Annotated in this window: 11 protein-coding genes; 4 read left to right on the top strand and 7 right to left on the bottom strand. The window is 64.9% G+C overall.

All coding sequences use genetic code 11. From position 1 onward, the window contains the following. Nucleotides 1-93 precede the first annotated feature (93 nt). Nucleotides 94-678: a hypothetical protein gene (locus FDY95_RS14385; protein ID WP_138078665.1), complete on the bottom strand. Its 585-nt coding sequence runs from the start codon at nucleotides 676-678 to the stop codon at nucleotides 94-96. A gap of 626 nt (nucleotides 679-1304) precedes the next feature. Next, the gene (locus FDY95_RS14380; RefSeq protein WP_138078663.1) at nucleotides 1305-3608 is read right to left on the bottom strand and encodes an efflux RND transporter permease subunit; all 2304 of its coding nucleotides are present in this window, start codon (nucleotides 3606-3608) and stop codon (nucleotides 1305-1307) included. Between the two features lie 132 nt (nucleotides 3609-3740). Between FDY95_RS14380 and FDY95_RS14375 the strand changes: the two genes are divergently transcribed. Beyond that, the gene (locus tag FDY95_RS14375) at nucleotides 3741-3971 is read left to right on the top strand and encodes a hypothetical protein (RefSeq protein ID WP_138078661.1); all 231 of its coding nucleotides are present in this window, start codon (nucleotides 3741-3743) and stop codon (nucleotides 3969-3971) included. 118 nt (nucleotides 3972-4089) lie between these two features. Here FDY95_RS14375 and FDY95_RS14370 read toward each other — a convergent pair whose 3' ends face one another. Next, the gene (locus tag FDY95_RS14370; protein WP_246074038.1) at nucleotides 4090-5091 is read right to left on the bottom strand and encodes an N-acetylmuramoyl-L-alanine amidase family protein; all 1002 of its coding nucleotides are present in this window, start codon (nucleotides 5089-5091) and stop codon (nucleotides 4090-4092) included. Nucleotides 5092-5401: 310 nt separating this feature from the next. On the opposite strand from FDY95_RS14370, the gene FDY95_RS14365 reads away from it, so the two are divergent. Both FDY95_RS14365 and FDY95_RS14360 read left to right on the top strand, forming a co-directional pair. Beyond that, nucleotides 5402-6196: a thymidylate synthase gene (locus FDY95_RS14365; protein WP_138078659.1), complete on the top strand. Its 795-nt coding sequence runs from the start codon at nucleotides 5402-5404 to the stop codon at nucleotides 6194-6196. Between the two features lie 391 nt (nucleotides 6197-6587). Then, complete coding sequence (locus tag FDY95_RS14360) at nucleotides 6588-6794, top strand: hypothetical protein (protein ID WP_138078657.1); 207 nt, start codon at nucleotides 6588-6590, stop codon at nucleotides 6792-6794. On the opposite strand, the gene FDY95_RS14355 is transcribed toward FDY95_RS14360, so the two are convergent. From FDY95_RS14355 to FDY95_RS14340, 4 genes are all read right to left on the bottom strand, one after another. Then, on the bottom strand, nucleotides 6791-7615 hold the full coding sequence (locus FDY95_RS14355) for an aminotransferase class IV (protein WP_171025684.1): 825 nt from the start codon (nucleotides 7613-7615) through the stop codon (nucleotides 6791-6793). The two genes, FDY95_RS14360 and FDY95_RS14355, sit on opposite strands and share 4 nt — an antisense overlap. Before the next feature lie 94 nt (nucleotides 7616-7709). After that, nucleotides 7710-10205: a T9SS type A sorting domain-containing protein gene (locus FDY95_RS14350; RefSeq protein ID WP_138078653.1), complete on the bottom strand. Its 2496-nt coding sequence runs from the start codon at nucleotides 10203-10205 to the stop codon at nucleotides 7710-7712. A 90-nt stretch (nucleotides 10206-10295) separates the two neighbouring features. Continuing rightward, nucleotides 10296-11405 (bottom strand): DNA-processing protein DprA, encoded by a 1110-nt coding sequence (dprA, locus tag FDY95_RS14345; protein ID WP_138078651.1) that lies wholly within the window; start codon nucleotides 11403-11405, stop codon nucleotides 10296-10298. Nucleotides 11406-11731: 326 nt separating this feature from the next. Next, entirely contained in the window at nucleotides 11732-12097 is a 366-nt protein-coding gene (locus FDY95_RS14340; RefSeq protein WP_138078649.1) for a MerR family transcriptional regulator, read from the bottom strand. A 254-nt stretch (nucleotides 12098-12351) separates the two neighbouring features. On the opposite strand from FDY95_RS14340, the gene alaS reads away from it, so the two are divergent. Further along, nucleotides 12352-15036: an alanine--tRNA ligase gene (gene alaS, locus FDY95_RS14335; RefSeq protein WP_138078647.1), complete on the top strand. Its 2685-nt coding sequence runs from the start codon at nucleotides 12352-12354 to the stop codon at nucleotides 15034-15036. The last annotated feature ends 71 nt before the right edge of the window (nucleotides 15037-15107 follow it).

Below are 15107 nucleotides of genomic sequence, written 5' to 3'. Positions count from 1 at the left end.
AAAAGCGTCTGCACTTCGTAGGCGGCGGCGGTGCAGGGTGCGAGGAAGGTCCTTCGCTGCGCTCAGGATGACGTTCTGAGTATCCAGCCGGCGCTAGCGGCGCTTAGGGCTGCGGCGGGGGGCGCCATTCAGCCGGCCGCGGAGCTTGGCTACGTAGCCCAGCAGGCCCAGGCTGAGCAGGGCCAGGCCCACGGCCAGCAGCTGGGGCGTGGTGCGGCCCGATTGGGCGTCGTGGGCGGCGGCTTCGGCTTCGCGGAGTTTTTTCTCGCGCTGCTTGTCGCGCAGCTCCAGGTTGGCAATCTGGTTTTCCAGGTCGTAGAACCGCTCCTTGGTGGAGGTCTGGTCGGTCTGGGCCACGGTGGCCTGCTGCACGGCCTGCTGCTTTTCGGCCACGATGCTGGCCTGGCGGCGCAGCTCCCCGGCCTTCAGCGCCTGCACGATTTCGGAATCCTTGCGGATGATGCCCTTTAGCGCGCCGATGACCTCCTCCAGGTCTTTCTTGGAAGGCTTGTTGGCCAGAAAGGCGTTGCGCTGGGCGCTGGCGGCCTCGTATTCTTTGATGAGCTGCTCCCGCTCCCGGATCAGGCCGGGCACCGCGTCGTCGGGCGGCGGGGGCGTTTGGGCAACGGACGGAAACGCCAGCGTGGCGGCCAGCAGCAGGCAAACGGGGTATTTCATAGCTGGGCAAAAGTACGTAGGCCGGCCGCGCTGGTTGGGTACTGGGCCAAAAAGGCCACTTCCCGCAGCTCCGCCGACACCGCCCGCCACCGCTCAGATGCCATCAACGAAGGGCCGCCGCTCCCCGGCCCCCGACTCGGCTACCAACTTCGTCCCCGGCTACCCGTCCCCCGCCTACCCACCTGGCCGGCAGCTCTACCCAAGTCAGGTCGAAAAATCCGGCGACGTAGTCGACGCCTCCGACCCTGCATCCGAATGATTCAGGAACGTGGTCGGAAGCGTCGACCATATATCCGAATCATTCGGGAGCAGGGTCGGAAGCGCCAGATACACTTCCGCGAACGGCTGCAGCTAGGACTACGTCGTAGTACATGCTTCCGCGAACGGCGGCAACAGGAACTACGGCGTAGTGCATACTGCCGCGAATGGCGGCGGCAGGGACTACGCCGTAATACATACTGCCGCGAACGGCGGCAGCTGGGACTACACTGTAGTACATGCTTCCGCGAATGGCGGCAGTAGGAAATACATCGTAGTACCTACTGCCGCGAACGGCGGCAGCAGGGTCGGGCCGTGCGGATACGCTGTCGCCATTCGCGGCAAGGGTATAACCGTCGGCCGGGGCCTTACCGCGTGGCCGCGTGTCGGGCCCGGCCCACGCGGGGCTTCTTGTAGAAATGCAGAATGAGGATGGGCAGCAGCGTCAGCTCGGCCACCACGCCGAAGAGCAGCGTCAGGCCGATGAGCAGGCCCACGTAGAACGTGCCGTCGAAGGAGGAGAAGAGCAGGGTGCTAAAACCGCCGACCAGGATGAGGGAGGTGACGATGACGGCCTTGCCGGCCAGCCGGTAGGTGTGGCGCACGGCCGCTTCCACCGTGGGCTCTTTGCCCAGCATCAGGCGCAGCTTGGTGATGAAGTGAATGGTGTCGTCGACGGCAATGCCAAAGGCAATGGTGAAGATGATGCTGGTGCTGACTTTCATGGGCACCCCGCACAGGCCCATCACCCCGCCCACCACCACGATAGGGAGCAGGTTGGGAATCAGCACCACCGGCACCATGCGGAAGGAACGGAACAGCGCCAGCACGATGATGGTGACCATCACCACGTCCATCCCGATGCCCAGCAGCATGTCCCGCGTGAGGTTCTGGTTGTTCTTGTCGATGAGCAGGGCCGAGCCGGTCTGGCGGGTGCGCAGCACGCCCGGGTCGGTGTGGGTGCGCAGGAATTGCTGCAGCCCCCGGTTCAGGCGGGCCACCGTCGTGCTGCCCGGGTCGGGCATGCGGCCGGTCAGGCGGCCCTGCCGGGCGTCGTCGAGGGCCAGGGCCCGAAACTCGGGCTTCTTCCGAAACGGCCGCAGCCGCCGCAGCAGGCGCTGCAGCTCGGCCTCCGAATCGGGGAGGCGGTACTCTTCCAGGGCCCCGCCATTCAGGGCCTTGCGCAGGGACTTGACCACCGTCACCGGCGAGGCCACGAAGCGCAGGCCGTATTGGCGTTGCAGGTAGGTTTCGATTTCCTCGGTTTCGCGCAGCACGTCGAGACTGTAGACGGTGCGCCCGCCCTGCGGGAGCAGGTGCAGCTCGAAGGGGCGCACGCCGGCAAACTCCCGCTCGAAGAAGCGGAAGTCCAGTTGCACCGGGTCGTCGTCGGCCAAGTCGTCCAGCAGCCGCGACTCGATGCGCACCTGCGAGGCCGCCGTCAGGGCGCCCACCACCAGCACCGCCGCCGCGCCCACGATGAGGGCCCGCCGGCGCAGCACCCACGCGAGCAGGCGCATCAGCGGTCCGTCCCAGCTGCGCCCGGCCCCGAACTTCTGCTGCGGGCGCGGCAGCAGCACCAGCAGGGCCGGCAGCAAGGTAAACGACAGGGCGTAGGCAATCAGTACCGCCAGGCCCGTGTACAGCCCGAAGTTGTGAATGGGGCGGATGTGGCTGGTCGTGAGCGTGAAAAAGCCCAGCGAAGTCGTCAGGGCCGACAGCCCGGAGCCAAACATCGACTCCCGCATGCTGATGCGCAGGGCCGGCACCGTCGGGGTGCCTTCGCCGGTTTCCGTCACGTAGCGCGTGAGCAGGTGCACCGAGTCGGCAATGCCCACCACGCACATCATCACCGGCAGCAGGGCGGTCATCAAGTCGATGCCCGCCCCCGACCAGCCCACCAGCGCCAGTCCGCCCACCGTGGCCCCGGCCACCACCGAGAGGGGCAGCACCACCCCCCACCAGGCCCGGAACGTGAGCCAGAGCAGCCCCATCACCAGCAGCACCGAAAGCGACACGAACACCGCCATTTCCACCCGCAGCCGGTCCACAAACACCGACTGCGCCACCATCTTGCCCCCGAAGTGAATCTGCTCGTCCCCAATGCCCAGGCGGCGCAGCTCCCCGCGCAGCGCGGCCAGCAGCGTGTCGCCGGGCGGCTTCTTGAGGTCGGGCGTGGTTTGCAGCACCACGGCCACGGCCCGCGCGTCGGGGGCGAAGAGGTTGCCCACCAGCCCGGGCGTGCGGTAGATCAGGGCCGAGTCCCGGGCGCGGCTGGCCGGGTCGCGGCCGAGTTGGTCGAGGTGCAGGTAGGGCACGTTGAACACGCCCAGGCCCTCCACGATGGGGTTGCTGGCCGTGGTGGGCGACACCACCTGCCGCACGTTGCGCTGCCCTTGGGCAAAGCGCGTAAACGCATCGACGCGGCGGGCAAAGCCGGCGTCGAACACGGTGCGGCCGGCCGGGGCCTGCAGGCCCACCAGCACGTAGTCATTGTCGTTGCCGAAGCGCCGGGCGTAGTCCTGGTAGTAGGCCAGGTCCGGGTCGCCGGTGGGGTAGAAGTCGTTGAAATTGTAGTTGAAGCGCAGGCGCAGCAGGCCGGTGAGGGCCAGCAGGCCCAGCAGGGCCAGGGCGGCCAGGGTGAGCAGGCTGAGGGAGCGGGGTTGGAGCACGGGGTAGCAGAGGCGGGGGAACTATGCGGGGCCGGCGGCGGTATCGAAGTCGTTGCGTAGATTAGGGCCGGCGCTGAGCCAACCACCCTTTTCCGGCTTTTGTTTCCTTTTCCACCTCTCCATTTCCGCCCCATGAAAAACGCCCTGCTCGCCCTGGCCCTGTTCGCCTTCGTCGGTACCGCCTCCGCCACCGACGGCAAAGACAAAGACAAGAAAGGCGCGAAGAAAGAAAACTGCTCGGCCGAGATGAAAGCCCATTGCGCTTCGAAAGGCGCCACGGCCGGCACCCCCGCCTGCTGCATGAAGAAAGGTGCTTCGGCCGCCGCTTCCACCGCCCCGGCCGCCAAGCCCGTCGCGCAGTAAGCACCCTTTGCCCAACGCAAACGGCCCCGCGTCACCAGCTGACGCGGGGCCGTTTGCCTGTAGCGCGAACTAAAAGTTGACTACGTCGACCTGCGGTTCGCGCTACAGGCACGCTACCTCACTGCCCCTCCAGCGTCTTGCGCTGGTAGTCGTTGATGACGCCCTCGCAGATCCAGTTGGCCAGGGCCTGCCGGTTCTGGGCCAGCACGAAGCGGCGCTGGTCCTTGCTGTTGCGGATGTTGCCCAGCTCGATGAACACGGTAGGCGCGTAGCTGTTGCGCACCACGTACAGGCTGGTGCGCGGCGAGACGGTGCCCACGTAGGGCCGGTTGGGCTGGTAGCGCAGGTAGCGGCGCTTGAACACCTGATGTATGTTCTTGGCCAGGCGCAGGCCCACGGCGCTTTTCTCGTGGTGGTAGAAGAACACATCGGTGTTCAGGCCCGCCGAGCGGCTGTCGACGTGGATGGTAATCATGCGCTGGTAGGTTTTCTTGCCGTAGCGCCCGTGCAGGCGGTTGACGGCGTTGGTGTACTGGCGCAGGCGGGCCACGTGGCTCAGCGGAATGGTCAGGTTGGGGTAGGTCAGCTCGTCCGAATCCATCTTCAGCACGCCCTCGTCGCGGATGCCGTCGTCGGGGTCCTGCACGATCATGTGCACGGTGGCGCCGTGCTCCATCAGCACCCGGGCCAGCCGGATGGTCACGTCGTAGGCGTACTCGTCCTCGGCCAGCTTGTAGGTGCCGTACTGGCCCACCGCGCCCGGGTCGGGCCCGCCGTGCCCCGACATGAGGTAGAACACGGCCCCGCCCAGGGCCTGGTCGCTGGCCGAGGGCCGGCCGTATTTGCCAAAGAGCAGGGCCGTGCTGCCGCTGCGGCCCTTCACCGCCTTGACTTTTTCGGCCGGCGCGGCCGTCGATGCTTTAGCCGCCGTGGGCTTTTTCGCGGCCAGCTGCGCCGCCGTCTTGCGCAGCGGCAGGCGGTAGGCTTTGCCCGCCCGCAGGCTGTTGCGCGGCCCCAGCAGCGGCTTGTTCAGCGCCACAAACTCCCGCTCGTAATACCGTGGATTCAGCCCGTGGCGCACCAGCAGCGTCGAAATCACGTCGCCGCGTTTGGGAACCACCTTGCGAAAATGCTGGCTAAAGGCTGCAACCGGAACAAGCAGGAGAAGGAGCAGAAGTATTCGCAAAGCGGCGGGAGAGTCGGGTTTGGAAGAAGGGCTGGGCGGGTAAAGCTAAGTAGCGGAAAAACCAGGGATAAAGCCCGGTGGGGCGGGTAGGAGTTGTACCGAGGATAAGGCAGGTAGCGCAAAAGTAGTGACGGGAGTTGCGGCGGGAAGAATAAACTATACAAATCGAGCTTCAAACGAAAAGCCGCCTTCATCCCAGGCGGCTTTTCCTATTTTTGTCGACTACCCCAACCTCACCCGCCGCATGAAGCAGTACCTCGACCTCGTCAAGCACATTCTCGACACCGGAACGCTCAAAACCGACCGCACCGGCACCTGCACCATGTCGGTCTTTGGCTACCAGATGCGGTTTGATCTGAGCCAGGGCTTCCCGTTGGTTACCACCAAGAAAGCGCACCTGAAAAGTATTATTCACGAGCTGCTCTGGTTTCTGAAAGGGGATACCAACGTGGCTTACCTGCAGCAGAACGGCGTGAAAATCTGGAACGAGTGGGCCGATGAAAACGGCGACCTGGGCCCCGTCTACGGCTACCAGTGGCGCAGCTGGCCCGACGGCCACGGCGGCCACATCGACCAGATCAGCCAGATTCTGCAGCAGCTGAAAAATCAGCCGGATTCGCGCCGCATGGTGGTGTCGGCCTGGAACGTGGCCGACTTGCCGGCCATGAAGCTGCCCGCCTGCCACGCCCTGTTTCAGTTCTACGTGGCCGACGGCAAGCTCTCCTGCCAGCTCTACCAACGCAGCGCCGACGTGTTCCTCGGCGTGCCCTTCAACATTGCCAGCTACGCCCTGCTCACGCTGATGGTGGCCCAGGTCACCGGCCTGCAGCCCGGCGAGTTTATCTGGACCGGCGGCGACACCCACCTGTACTCCAACCACCTGGACCAGGCGCGGGAGCAGCTGAGCCGGGAGCCGCGCCCCCTGCCGCAGATGCGCCTGAACCCGGAGGTAAACGATCTGTTCGGCTTCCGGTACGAGGATTTCAAGCTGGAAAACTACGACCCCTGGCCGGCCATCAAGGCCCCGGTGGCCGTGTAGGCAACTTCGGCGAGCAGGTTTTTATCCCAGATGAGCCCCCGGTCAGCACCTTGCGTCGCTGTCGGGGGCTTGCTTGTTCTTGATTGGTACTTTGTTTAGAATATTAAGCTCAATATTTCGAATATATCAGTGTAAAAGATTCTGTAAAATAAAATATTAGCTATCATCAAAAGCGCTTTTAGCAGCGCTTGGTGCTTATGTTCTTGGGGTAGAATCATATTTTTTTAAAATGGATGCATCATTTGCACGGCTTGTAGCGTTGTAGGATAAATTTCGGAACACAAACGCGGCCAGTATGATGATGACTCCAAAAAAAGGCTTGATCTTTGCACCGGGGAAATTAAACCTGTCCGCCAGAATCCAATCAAACGGCGCAGACTCCACTACCGCCGTGAAATTCACCAACCCACACCTGTTCGCTGACTCCGCTCCGCTGCCCCGCCGCCACCGGGTGCTCATAGCGTTGTACGCCCTGGAGCTTGGCCGGCAGTCCCGCACCGAAATTCTCACCGTCAACGACGTGACCGAAGCCGACCTGGCGGAGTTCCAAGCCGATTGGCTGCGCATGCGCCGCCGGCGGCGCGCTTCGGCCGCCTAAACGGCCTCCCAGCGCCGCAGCGCCTCCAGCAGCGGATGCATTGTGGCCAGCGGCGTTTCGCCAATGCTGGCCAATGGCCGGATACCGGCGACGTTGGCCGTAAAGGCCACCTCGGCCGCCAGCACCGCCTCGGCCGGAAACAAACCTATCTGACACGGCAGGCTCCGCTGCTGCGCCACCCGCAGCAGGTGGGCCCGCCGCACCCCGGCCACGCAGCCGCTTTCCAGGGCCGGCGTGTACAACACCCCTTCCCGTAGCCAGAACACCGCCGCCGCCACTGCCTCGGCCACGTGACCCTGCCCGTCGAGCAGCAGCAGGTCGTCGAGGCCCCGGGCGGCGCGCTCTTGGGCGGCCAGCACATAATGCAGCGCGTAGGGCCCCTTGCAAAACGACACCGGCGAAAAATGCGTGCGGATGCTGCCGGCGAAGGCCGCCCGGGCGGGTGTGGTCGGTCCAGCCTCGAACGGCACTGCCGTGACCAACCAGTGGGCAGCGGCCGTCACGGGGGCGTAGAGCCCGCCGCCGCCGCGCCAAAGCTGCAGCCGCAGGCGGCACGCCGCGGTTAAGTCATTGGCGTCGGCCAGGTGCCGCATGGTTTGTTCCAGGCCCGAGGGCGTGCTCAGGGCCGCGGGCAGGTGCAGATGCAGGGCGGTGGCCGCCCAGCGCATGCGGGCCGCGTGGTCGGCCGCATAGCGCAGGTGGCCGTTGCGGAGCACCAGCGTTTCGAAAAAGCCGTCGTTGAACTGCAAGCCACGGTTGGGCAGCGGCAGGGCGAGGTCGGCAGCCGGAAGCAGCGCACCGTCGAATAAAACCAGGGACATAGGCCGGCAAAATAGCCCGGTCGGCGCACACGCCACGAAAAAAAAGGATGAGCCCGCCGGCTCATCCTTTTTCGGAAAGCGGTGAAGCAGGTGTTTACTGCACGCTGACGCGGCGCGAGACCGTGCCCTGGGCGTAGTTGACGCGCAGCAGGTACTGGCCGGCCGGCAGCCCGTCGACGGCCACGGTGGCATCGGCGGCGGTGCCCAACGCCTGGCGGCGCACCGGGCGGCCGAGCACGTCGAGCAGCTCCAGCGTCTGGGCGCGGGCGGCCGGGTCGAGGCTCACGTGCAGGGTGGTGCGGGCGGGCACCGGCCAGGCCTGGGTGCGGTCGGCCACGGCCTGGGGCAGGGCAGCGTGCAGCACGTTCGGGGCCGTAATGCGGGCCAGCGCGTGGTCCGACTGCCCGCTCAGGGCGTTGAAGAGGCCGCCAACCACGATGGCGCCGTCGGGCTGCACCAGCAGGCTACGCACGGTGCCGTTGGGCACGGCGGTAGCGGCGAAGCTGGCGTCGGCCGTGCCGTCGGGGTTCAGGCGGGCCAGGTTCGTGGGTAGGCCGGCCGTACTGGTGAAAGTACCGCCGACCAGAATGCGGTTGTTGGGCTGTGAGGCCAGGCTGAAGACCGTGCCGGTGAGGGTCGCGGGCACGAAGCCGGAATCGAGGGTGCCGTCGGCGTTCAGGCGGGCCAGGTTGGCGCGGGCCGTGCCACCCACGGCGCCGAAGGCACCGCCCAGCAGAACTTTACCGTCGGACTGCAGCACCAGGGCGTTGGCGCGGTAACCCGACGAGTTGGCGCCGCTCGTGTTGGTAAGGGGCAGGGCGGTAAAACTGGCGTCAACGGTGCCGTTGGCCAGCAGACGCATGACGCGCGAGGTGGACGAGCCGGTCGTGCGGGCGTACGCGGCTACCAGCAGCTTGCCATCGGGCTGCAGCGCCATGTTATGGAACTGGATAATGTAGTTGGCGCCGGTCGTGACCGGGGCGAAAGTAGCATCGTAAACCCCAGCGCCGTCGAGGCGTACCAGCCCGGGGGCAGTGCGGTTGTTGTAGATGCTGAAGCCACCCCCAGCCAATAAGCGGCCGTCCGGCTGCAGCACCAGGCGGTTCACCGTCCCGCTGGCTACCCCGGTGGTATATGTGTTGTCGATGGCCCCGGTGCTCAGGTAGCGGCGCACCTGCGTGCCGGCCGCCACCAGGGCTGCCCCGTTTTGCAGCACGATGTCGTTGACGGTAGCATCCAGGCCCCCGGCGTTATAGCCGTACGGCTGGTCCAGCGAGCCGTCGGCGTTAATGCGAGCCAGGCGCCGGGCCGGCTGGCCGTAGATTTCGGTGAAGGTGCCCCCGACGACGTACTTCCCATCGGCCTGGCGCGCCACGGCGTAGATGCCGGCATTGGTTTGAATTTTCGGCTGGAACGCGGCGTCGACGGCACCGGCGCTGGTGAGTTGGATCAGGGTGCGGTCGAGCGTACCGTTGAAGTTGCTGAAATTGCCCGCCACCAGCATGCCGCCGTTGGCCAGCGCCGTGAGCGAGTACGGTACGGTATTCGGCCCGCTGCCCACTTGGTAGGAGGCATCAATGGCGCCATTGGCAGTAAGGCGCGTCAGGTACGGGCTGCCGCCGCTGCCGCCGAGCGCTACAATCTTGCCATCGGCCTGCACCTGGATGGCGTCGCCGTAATAGGAAGCGGGGAAGTAGGCCTGGGTTGGTGCGGTAAAGGTGTTGTCGGAGGTGCCGTTGGCATTCAGGCGAATGAGGGTAACGTTGGTGGTAGCGGGGTAAAACGAGCCCGTCAGCAGAATTTTGCCGTCGGGCTGCACCGTGATGTTCTCGACCCCGCCGTTGGTAGTGGCGGTAAAGCTCGTGTCGAAGCTCCCGTCAGCGTTGAGGCGGGCCAGGCCGTCGCAGTTATACCCGTTGTAGCTGGTGAAGTAGCCCCCGATCAGCATTTTGCCCGAGGGCAGCGGCACGATGGTTAGTACTTCTTCGTTGGCGCCGGTGCCGGGATTGAAGCTGGGGTCCAGCGTGCCGTTGGCGTTCAGGCCCACGATGTTGTTGGTCGCGGCGCCGTTGAAGTGGTCGAAAGGCCCCACGGCCACCACCTTGCCGTTGGGCAGCGCCGCCGCGTCGTCGAGGTACGTAACGTTATACTGCTGGCTGGTCGGGCCCGAGCCGGCGTCGAAGCTGGCGTCGCCGGTGCCGTCGGCGTTCAGGCGCAGCAGCCCCCCGCTGCGCGATACGCCACCCGCCGTCATGGCCGAGCCGCCGAAGCCGATCAGCAGCACCTGCCCGTTGCTGAACAGGTGCATGCGCTGCACGGCCGTGGCCGCGCCCACATTCTGCAGAAACGCGTTGTCGAGGCTGCCGTCGGCATTGAAGCGTACCAGCCGGGAGCTAACGGGGGTGCCGTTGATGCGCGAGAAGGCGCCGTTGACGATGCGTTTGCCGTCGGGCTGCTCCAGGGCCGCGTACACCGTGCCGGCGGCGTACGCAGTCAGTGGGGTAAAGGTAGGGTCGAGGGTCTGGGCTACGGCCGGGCGGCCAAACAGGGCCAGCAGGCCCGCTACCACAATGAGTCGAGCTGTTTGCATAAACAGTCTGCTAAAAAATGATAAAAGAGGAAAATGAAAAGCGGGCGGAAAATTACGGCAAAAAGCTGATCCAACAGCTTCGGAATAGTACTATACCAGCGCGAATTTCTTGCCCGGCAGCGCCCGTACCACGCCCCGAAACTCCAGCCCCAGCAGCAAGGTCGATACCTGGTTGATGGGCAGCTGAGCCTGCCAGCTCAACTCGTCGATCTGCTTTTCCTTATGAGCCAGCAGGATTTCGAGCAGGCTGAACTCCTCGGGTGTGAAGTCGGCCGGATTCAGCCCGACGGGCACGGCGGCGGGCTGCAGGGCGCCGTCCCAGTTCAGGAGCTGCTCCACGTCCTGCGGCCCGGTATAGATAGCGGCCCGCTGGCTGCGGATCAGGTGGTTGCAGCCCTCCGAAGCGGGCTGATCGAGCCGGCCGGGCACGGCCAGCACCTCGCGGTTGTAGTCCTGGGCCAGCTCGGCGGTGATGAGCGCGCCCCCTTTTTTTGCCGCTTCCACTACTACGGTGGCGTCGCAGAGGCCGGCAATGATGCGGTTCCGAGCGGGGAAGTTGTATTTGTCGGGCGGGGTGCCGAAGGTGAATTCGGTGAGCAGGCCGCCGCCCTGCTCCAGCATCTTTTCGGCCGTGCGGCGGTGGGCGGGCGGGTAAATCGAGTCCAGCCCCGTAGCCATGACGGCCACCGTGGGCAGGTTTTCCTGCAGCGCCGCCCGGTGCGCCACGATGTCGATGCCGTAGGCCAGCCCGCTGACGATGAGCGGCTGGTAGGGCGCCACGCCTTTGATGAGCTTTTCGGTCTGCTCGCGGCCGTAGTCGGTGGCCTGCCGGGTGCCCACCACGGCCAGGGTGCGGGTGTTGTTCAGCTCGGCCGTGCCCTGGTAGTAGAGCAGCACCGGCGCGTCGGGCACGGGGCGCAGGCGGGCGGGGTAGTCGGGGCGGGTGTAGTAGAGCAGGCGGGCGCCGTCTTTTTCGGCCCGGTGCAGCACCTGTTCGGCCTGGCGCAGGGCCTGGGTGCTGTTGCGCAGCACCTGCACCAGCGCCGGGCCCACGCCGGGCACTTTCAGCAGCTGGTTGGGGCCGGCATTAAGTACGTTCTGGGCCGAGCCCAGGTAGCCAATCAGCTGGCGCGTGACCAGCGGCCCGATGCCGGGCAGCAGCGTCAGGGCGACTTCGGATAGGAGAGAGGTATCAGACACGGTAATAAACGCTTAAAATTCTCAGGTAGAATATTACAAAGATTAACAAACCTATGAACAGACCCGCCGCACTGGCATATCTGCCCTTGCGAAGCCAGTGAGTCGCAAGGGCCGCCAGCCTAACATCCAAAAAATAAGGATAGAGTGCAGAATAGCGGAGCCACGGCTTCCCATTGAGGTCCGGTCGCGGCCATCAGAGTTTGAATAGCCGGTAACCAAGCCCACAACCAAGGCGGCAATTGCCGTCATCGCAGCCAGAAAAAATGAGAGAACCGCATACCACCACGGTTCGGCAGTATTCCGCTCGGGCTGACTGGGGCGTTCCATCACGCGCCCGGCTGATTTTTCCCCGCCACGTCCAGCTCCTTGCGCAGCTGCACCAGGAAGTTGCGCACCTTCTCCAGGGAGTGAATCACGTCGACTTTTTCCTTGAGTTGGGGGCCGCGCTGCTTCATGATGTCGCGGGCGCCGGGGATGGTGTAGCCGCGCTCCTTTACCAGGTGGTAGATGGTGCGGAAGGTCTCGATGTCCTGGGGGGAGTAGAGGCGGTTGCCCTTCTTGCTCTTGCGCGGCTTCAGGTCGTCGAACTCGGTTTCCCAGAAGCGGATCAGCGACGGGGCCACGTCGAACTGCGCGGCCACCTCGCCGATGGTGTAGTACTGCTTCTCGATGTCGCGCTCTTTGTAGGGCATGGACTGGTAGTAGGTAGGGGGTAGTGGGTATCAGGATAAAAAGGCTGGGTGGTGGGGCGTGAAACAATGTCCCACGACCTATTACCCAATACCTAATACCTTTCTACCTTTGCCGGAAGTGCTTTCCGGGGCCGCAGCGGCGGCTTCGGAAGCCGAAAAGTAGCCAAAAACCGGCGGCGGCCAAGTTAGCCGCGCCGCTCCTTCTAAAGATACCAACCGAAAGACGCGAAGTGAAACTTCGCGCTACGCCGCTCATGTCGCTCCCATCCGCCACTCAAGTCCGCCAGCAGTTCCTCGACTTCTTCGCCTCCAAGGGCCACCACATCGTGCCCTCGGCGCCCATCGTGGTGAAGGACGACCCGACGCTGATGTTCATCAACTCGGGCATGGCCCCGTTCAAGGACTATTTCCTGGGCAACAAGCCCGCCCCCTACAAGCGCATTGCCGACACGCAGAAGTGCCTGCGCGTGAGCGGCAAGCACAACGACCTGGAGGAGGTAGGCTACGACACCTACCACCACACCATGTTCGAGATGCTGGGCAACTGGTCGTTCGGGGACTACTTCAAGACCGACGCCATTGCCTGGGCCTGGGAGCTGCTCACCGACGTGTTCAAGCTGCCCAAGGACCGCCTGTACGTGACCTACTTCGAGGGTGACCAGGCCGACGGCACCGCCGCCGACACCGAGACCCAGCAGCTGTGGCGCCAGTACACCTCGGATGACCGGATTCTTCCAGGTAATAAGAAGGACAACTTCTGGGAAATGGGCGACACCGGTCCCTGCGGCCCCTGCACCGAAATCCACGTCGACCTTCGCAGCGAGGAGGAGCGGGCCGCCAAGCCCGGCGCCGAGCTGGTGAATGCCGACCACCCGCAGGTGGTCGAAATCTGGAACAACGTGTTCATGGAGTTTGAGCGCCGCGCCGATAAGTCGCTCATCAAGCTCCCGCAGCAGAACGTGGACACCGGCATGGGCTTCGAGCGCCTGATGATGGCCGTGTCGGGCGTGAAGTCCAACTACGACACGGACGTGTTCCAGCCGCTGATTCAGTTCATTGCCAAGGAAGCCGGCGTGGAGTACCACGGCACGGCCCCGGCCACGGTGAACACCCCGCCGGCCACCGAAAACGAGAAAACCGACATTGCGGTGCGTGTCATTGCCGACCACATCCGCACCATCGCCTTCACCATTGCCGACGGGCAGCTGCCCTCCAACGTGAAGGCCGGCTACGTCATCCGCCGCATCCTGCGCCGGGCCGTGCGCTACGCCTTCTCGTCGCTGAACCAGAAGCAGCCCTTCCTCTACAAGATCGTGCCGGTGCTGGCCGACCACATGAAGAGCATCTTCCCCGAGCTCAAAGCCCAGGAGAAGTTCGTCACGCGCGTGATTGAGGAGGAGGAAATTGCCTTCCTGCGCACCCTCGAAAACGGCCTGCGCCGCTTCGATGCCCTGGAAGAAGGCTTCCGCCAGCACGGCGGCCACGTCGACGGCAAGTCAGCCTTCGAGCTGTCGGATACCTTCGGCTTCCCCTTCGATTTGACCGCCCTGCTGGCCCGCGAAAAGGGGCTGACCGTGAGCGAGGAGGAGTTTAAGAAGGAGCTGGAGCAGCAGAAGGCCCGCTCGCGCAACGCCTCCGAGCAGGAGCAGAGCGACTGGACCATCGTGGAACCGTCGCAGGAGCAGCCGCGCTTCGTGGGCTACGACGCTACCACCGCCGAGGCCCGCATCCTGCGCTACCGCGCCGTGACGCAGAAGGGCAAAACCGAGTACCAGATCGTACTCGACCAGACGCCGTTCTACGCCGAGTCGGGCGGGCAGGTGGGCGACACGGGCTACCTGCTCACGCCGCTGGCCAAGGTGCGCGTCATCGATACCCGCAAGGAAAACGACCTGATCGTGCACACCACCCTGGACCTCCCGCAGGACATCGACGCCCCGGTGACGGCCCAGGTGGACGAGGCCCGGCGCCAGCAGATTCGCAAGAATCACTCGGCCACCCACCTCATGCACGCGGCCCTGCGCCAGGTGCTCGGCACGCACGTGGCCCAGCGCGGCTCCTTGGTCAATGAAAAGCTGCTGCGCTTCGACTTTTCGCACTTTAGCAAGGTGACCGAGGCCCAACTGCGCGAGGTGGAGCAGATTGTCAACCAGCGCATCCGCCAGCAGATTCCGCTGGGCGAGGAGCGCGCCGTGCCGCTGCAGGTGGCCAAGGAACGGGGCGCCACGGCTTTGTTCGGCGAGAAGTACGCCGACGTGGTGCGCGTCATCACCTTCGATGCCGACTACTCGGTAGAGCTGTGCGGCGGCATTCACGCCCCGAACACCGGCGAAATCGGCTTTTTCAAGATTGTGAGCGAGTCGGCCGTGGGGGCCGGGGTGCGCCGCATCGAAGCCGTAACGGCCGAGCTGGCTGAGCAGTTTGTGGACGAGCAGATGGATTTGCTGGCGCAGGTGCGCGAGCTGCTGGGCAACCCCCAGCACCTGACCACCACCATCCAGAAGTTGAGCGAGGAAACGGCCGCCCTGCGCAAGCAGCTGGAGCAGGCCGAGCAGCAGCAGCTCGGGCAGCTCAAGGACCAGCTGGCCGCCCAGGTGAAGCCGCTCGGCGGCGTAAACTTCCTGGCTGCCAAAGTGCCCGCCCGCTCCGCCGACGCGCTCAAAACCCTGGCTTTCGGCCTGCGGCAGGTGACGGAAAACCTGGTGCTGGTGCTCGGCGCCGACATCGACGGCAAGCCCCAGCTGGCCGTGATGCTGGATGACGAGCTGGCGAAAGGCGGCAAGCTCAACGCCTCGCAGCTGGTGCGCGAGCTGGCCAAGGACATCCAGGGCGGCGGCGGCGGACAGCCGTTCTTCGCCACCGCCGGCGGCAAGAACGCGGCCGGGCTGGACGCGGCCATCGGCAAGGCCGAAGGGCTGGTGAGCGGGCTGCTGGGCTAATTCCTGACTGATACTAAATCAAGCAACGGCTCCGGGCGGCAACGTCCGGGGCCGTTGGCGTTTCAGGACCG

The sequence above is a fragment of the Hymenobacter jeollabukensis genome, from assembly GCF_005771675.1.
In the GTDB taxonomy this organism is placed as follows: Bacteria; Bacteroidota; Bacteroidia; order Cytophagales; family Hymenobacteraceae; genus Solirubrum; species Solirubrum jeollabukense.
The sequence above is the reverse complement of the archived record's forward strand: the minus strand, read 5'-3'. Positions and strand labels throughout refer to the sequence as shown.

Bases quoted from the DNA above. Each gene is read 5' to 3' on its own strand.
- FDY95_RS14385 (WP_138078665.1), bottom strand. From the start codon at position 678: ATGAAATACCCCGTTTGCCTGCTGCTGGCCGCCACGCTGGCGTTTCCG.
- FDY95_RS14375 (WP_138078661.1), top strand. From the start codon at position 3,741: ATGAAAAACGCCCTGCTCGCCCTGGCCCTGTTCGCCTTCGTCGGTACC.
- FDY95_RS14365 (WP_138078659.1), top strand. From the start codon at position 5,402: ATGAAGCAGTACCTCGACCTCGTCAAGCACATTCTCGACACCGGAACG.
- FDY95_RS14355 (WP_171025684.1), bottom strand. From the start codon at position 7,615: ATGTCCCTGGTTTTATTCGACGGTGCGCTGCTTCCGGCTGCCGACCTC.
- FDY95_RS14350 (WP_138078653.1), bottom strand. From the start codon at position 10,205: ATGCAAACAGCTCGACTCATTGTGGTAGCGGGCCTGCTGGCCCTGTTT.
- FDY95_RS14340 (WP_138078649.1), bottom strand. From the start codon at position 12,097: ATGCCCTACAAAGAGCGCGACATCGAGAAGCAGTACTACACCATCGGC.
- alaS (WP_138078647.1), top strand. From the start codon at position 12,352: ATGTCGCTCCCATCCGCCACTCAAGTCCGCCAGCAGTTCCTCGACTTC.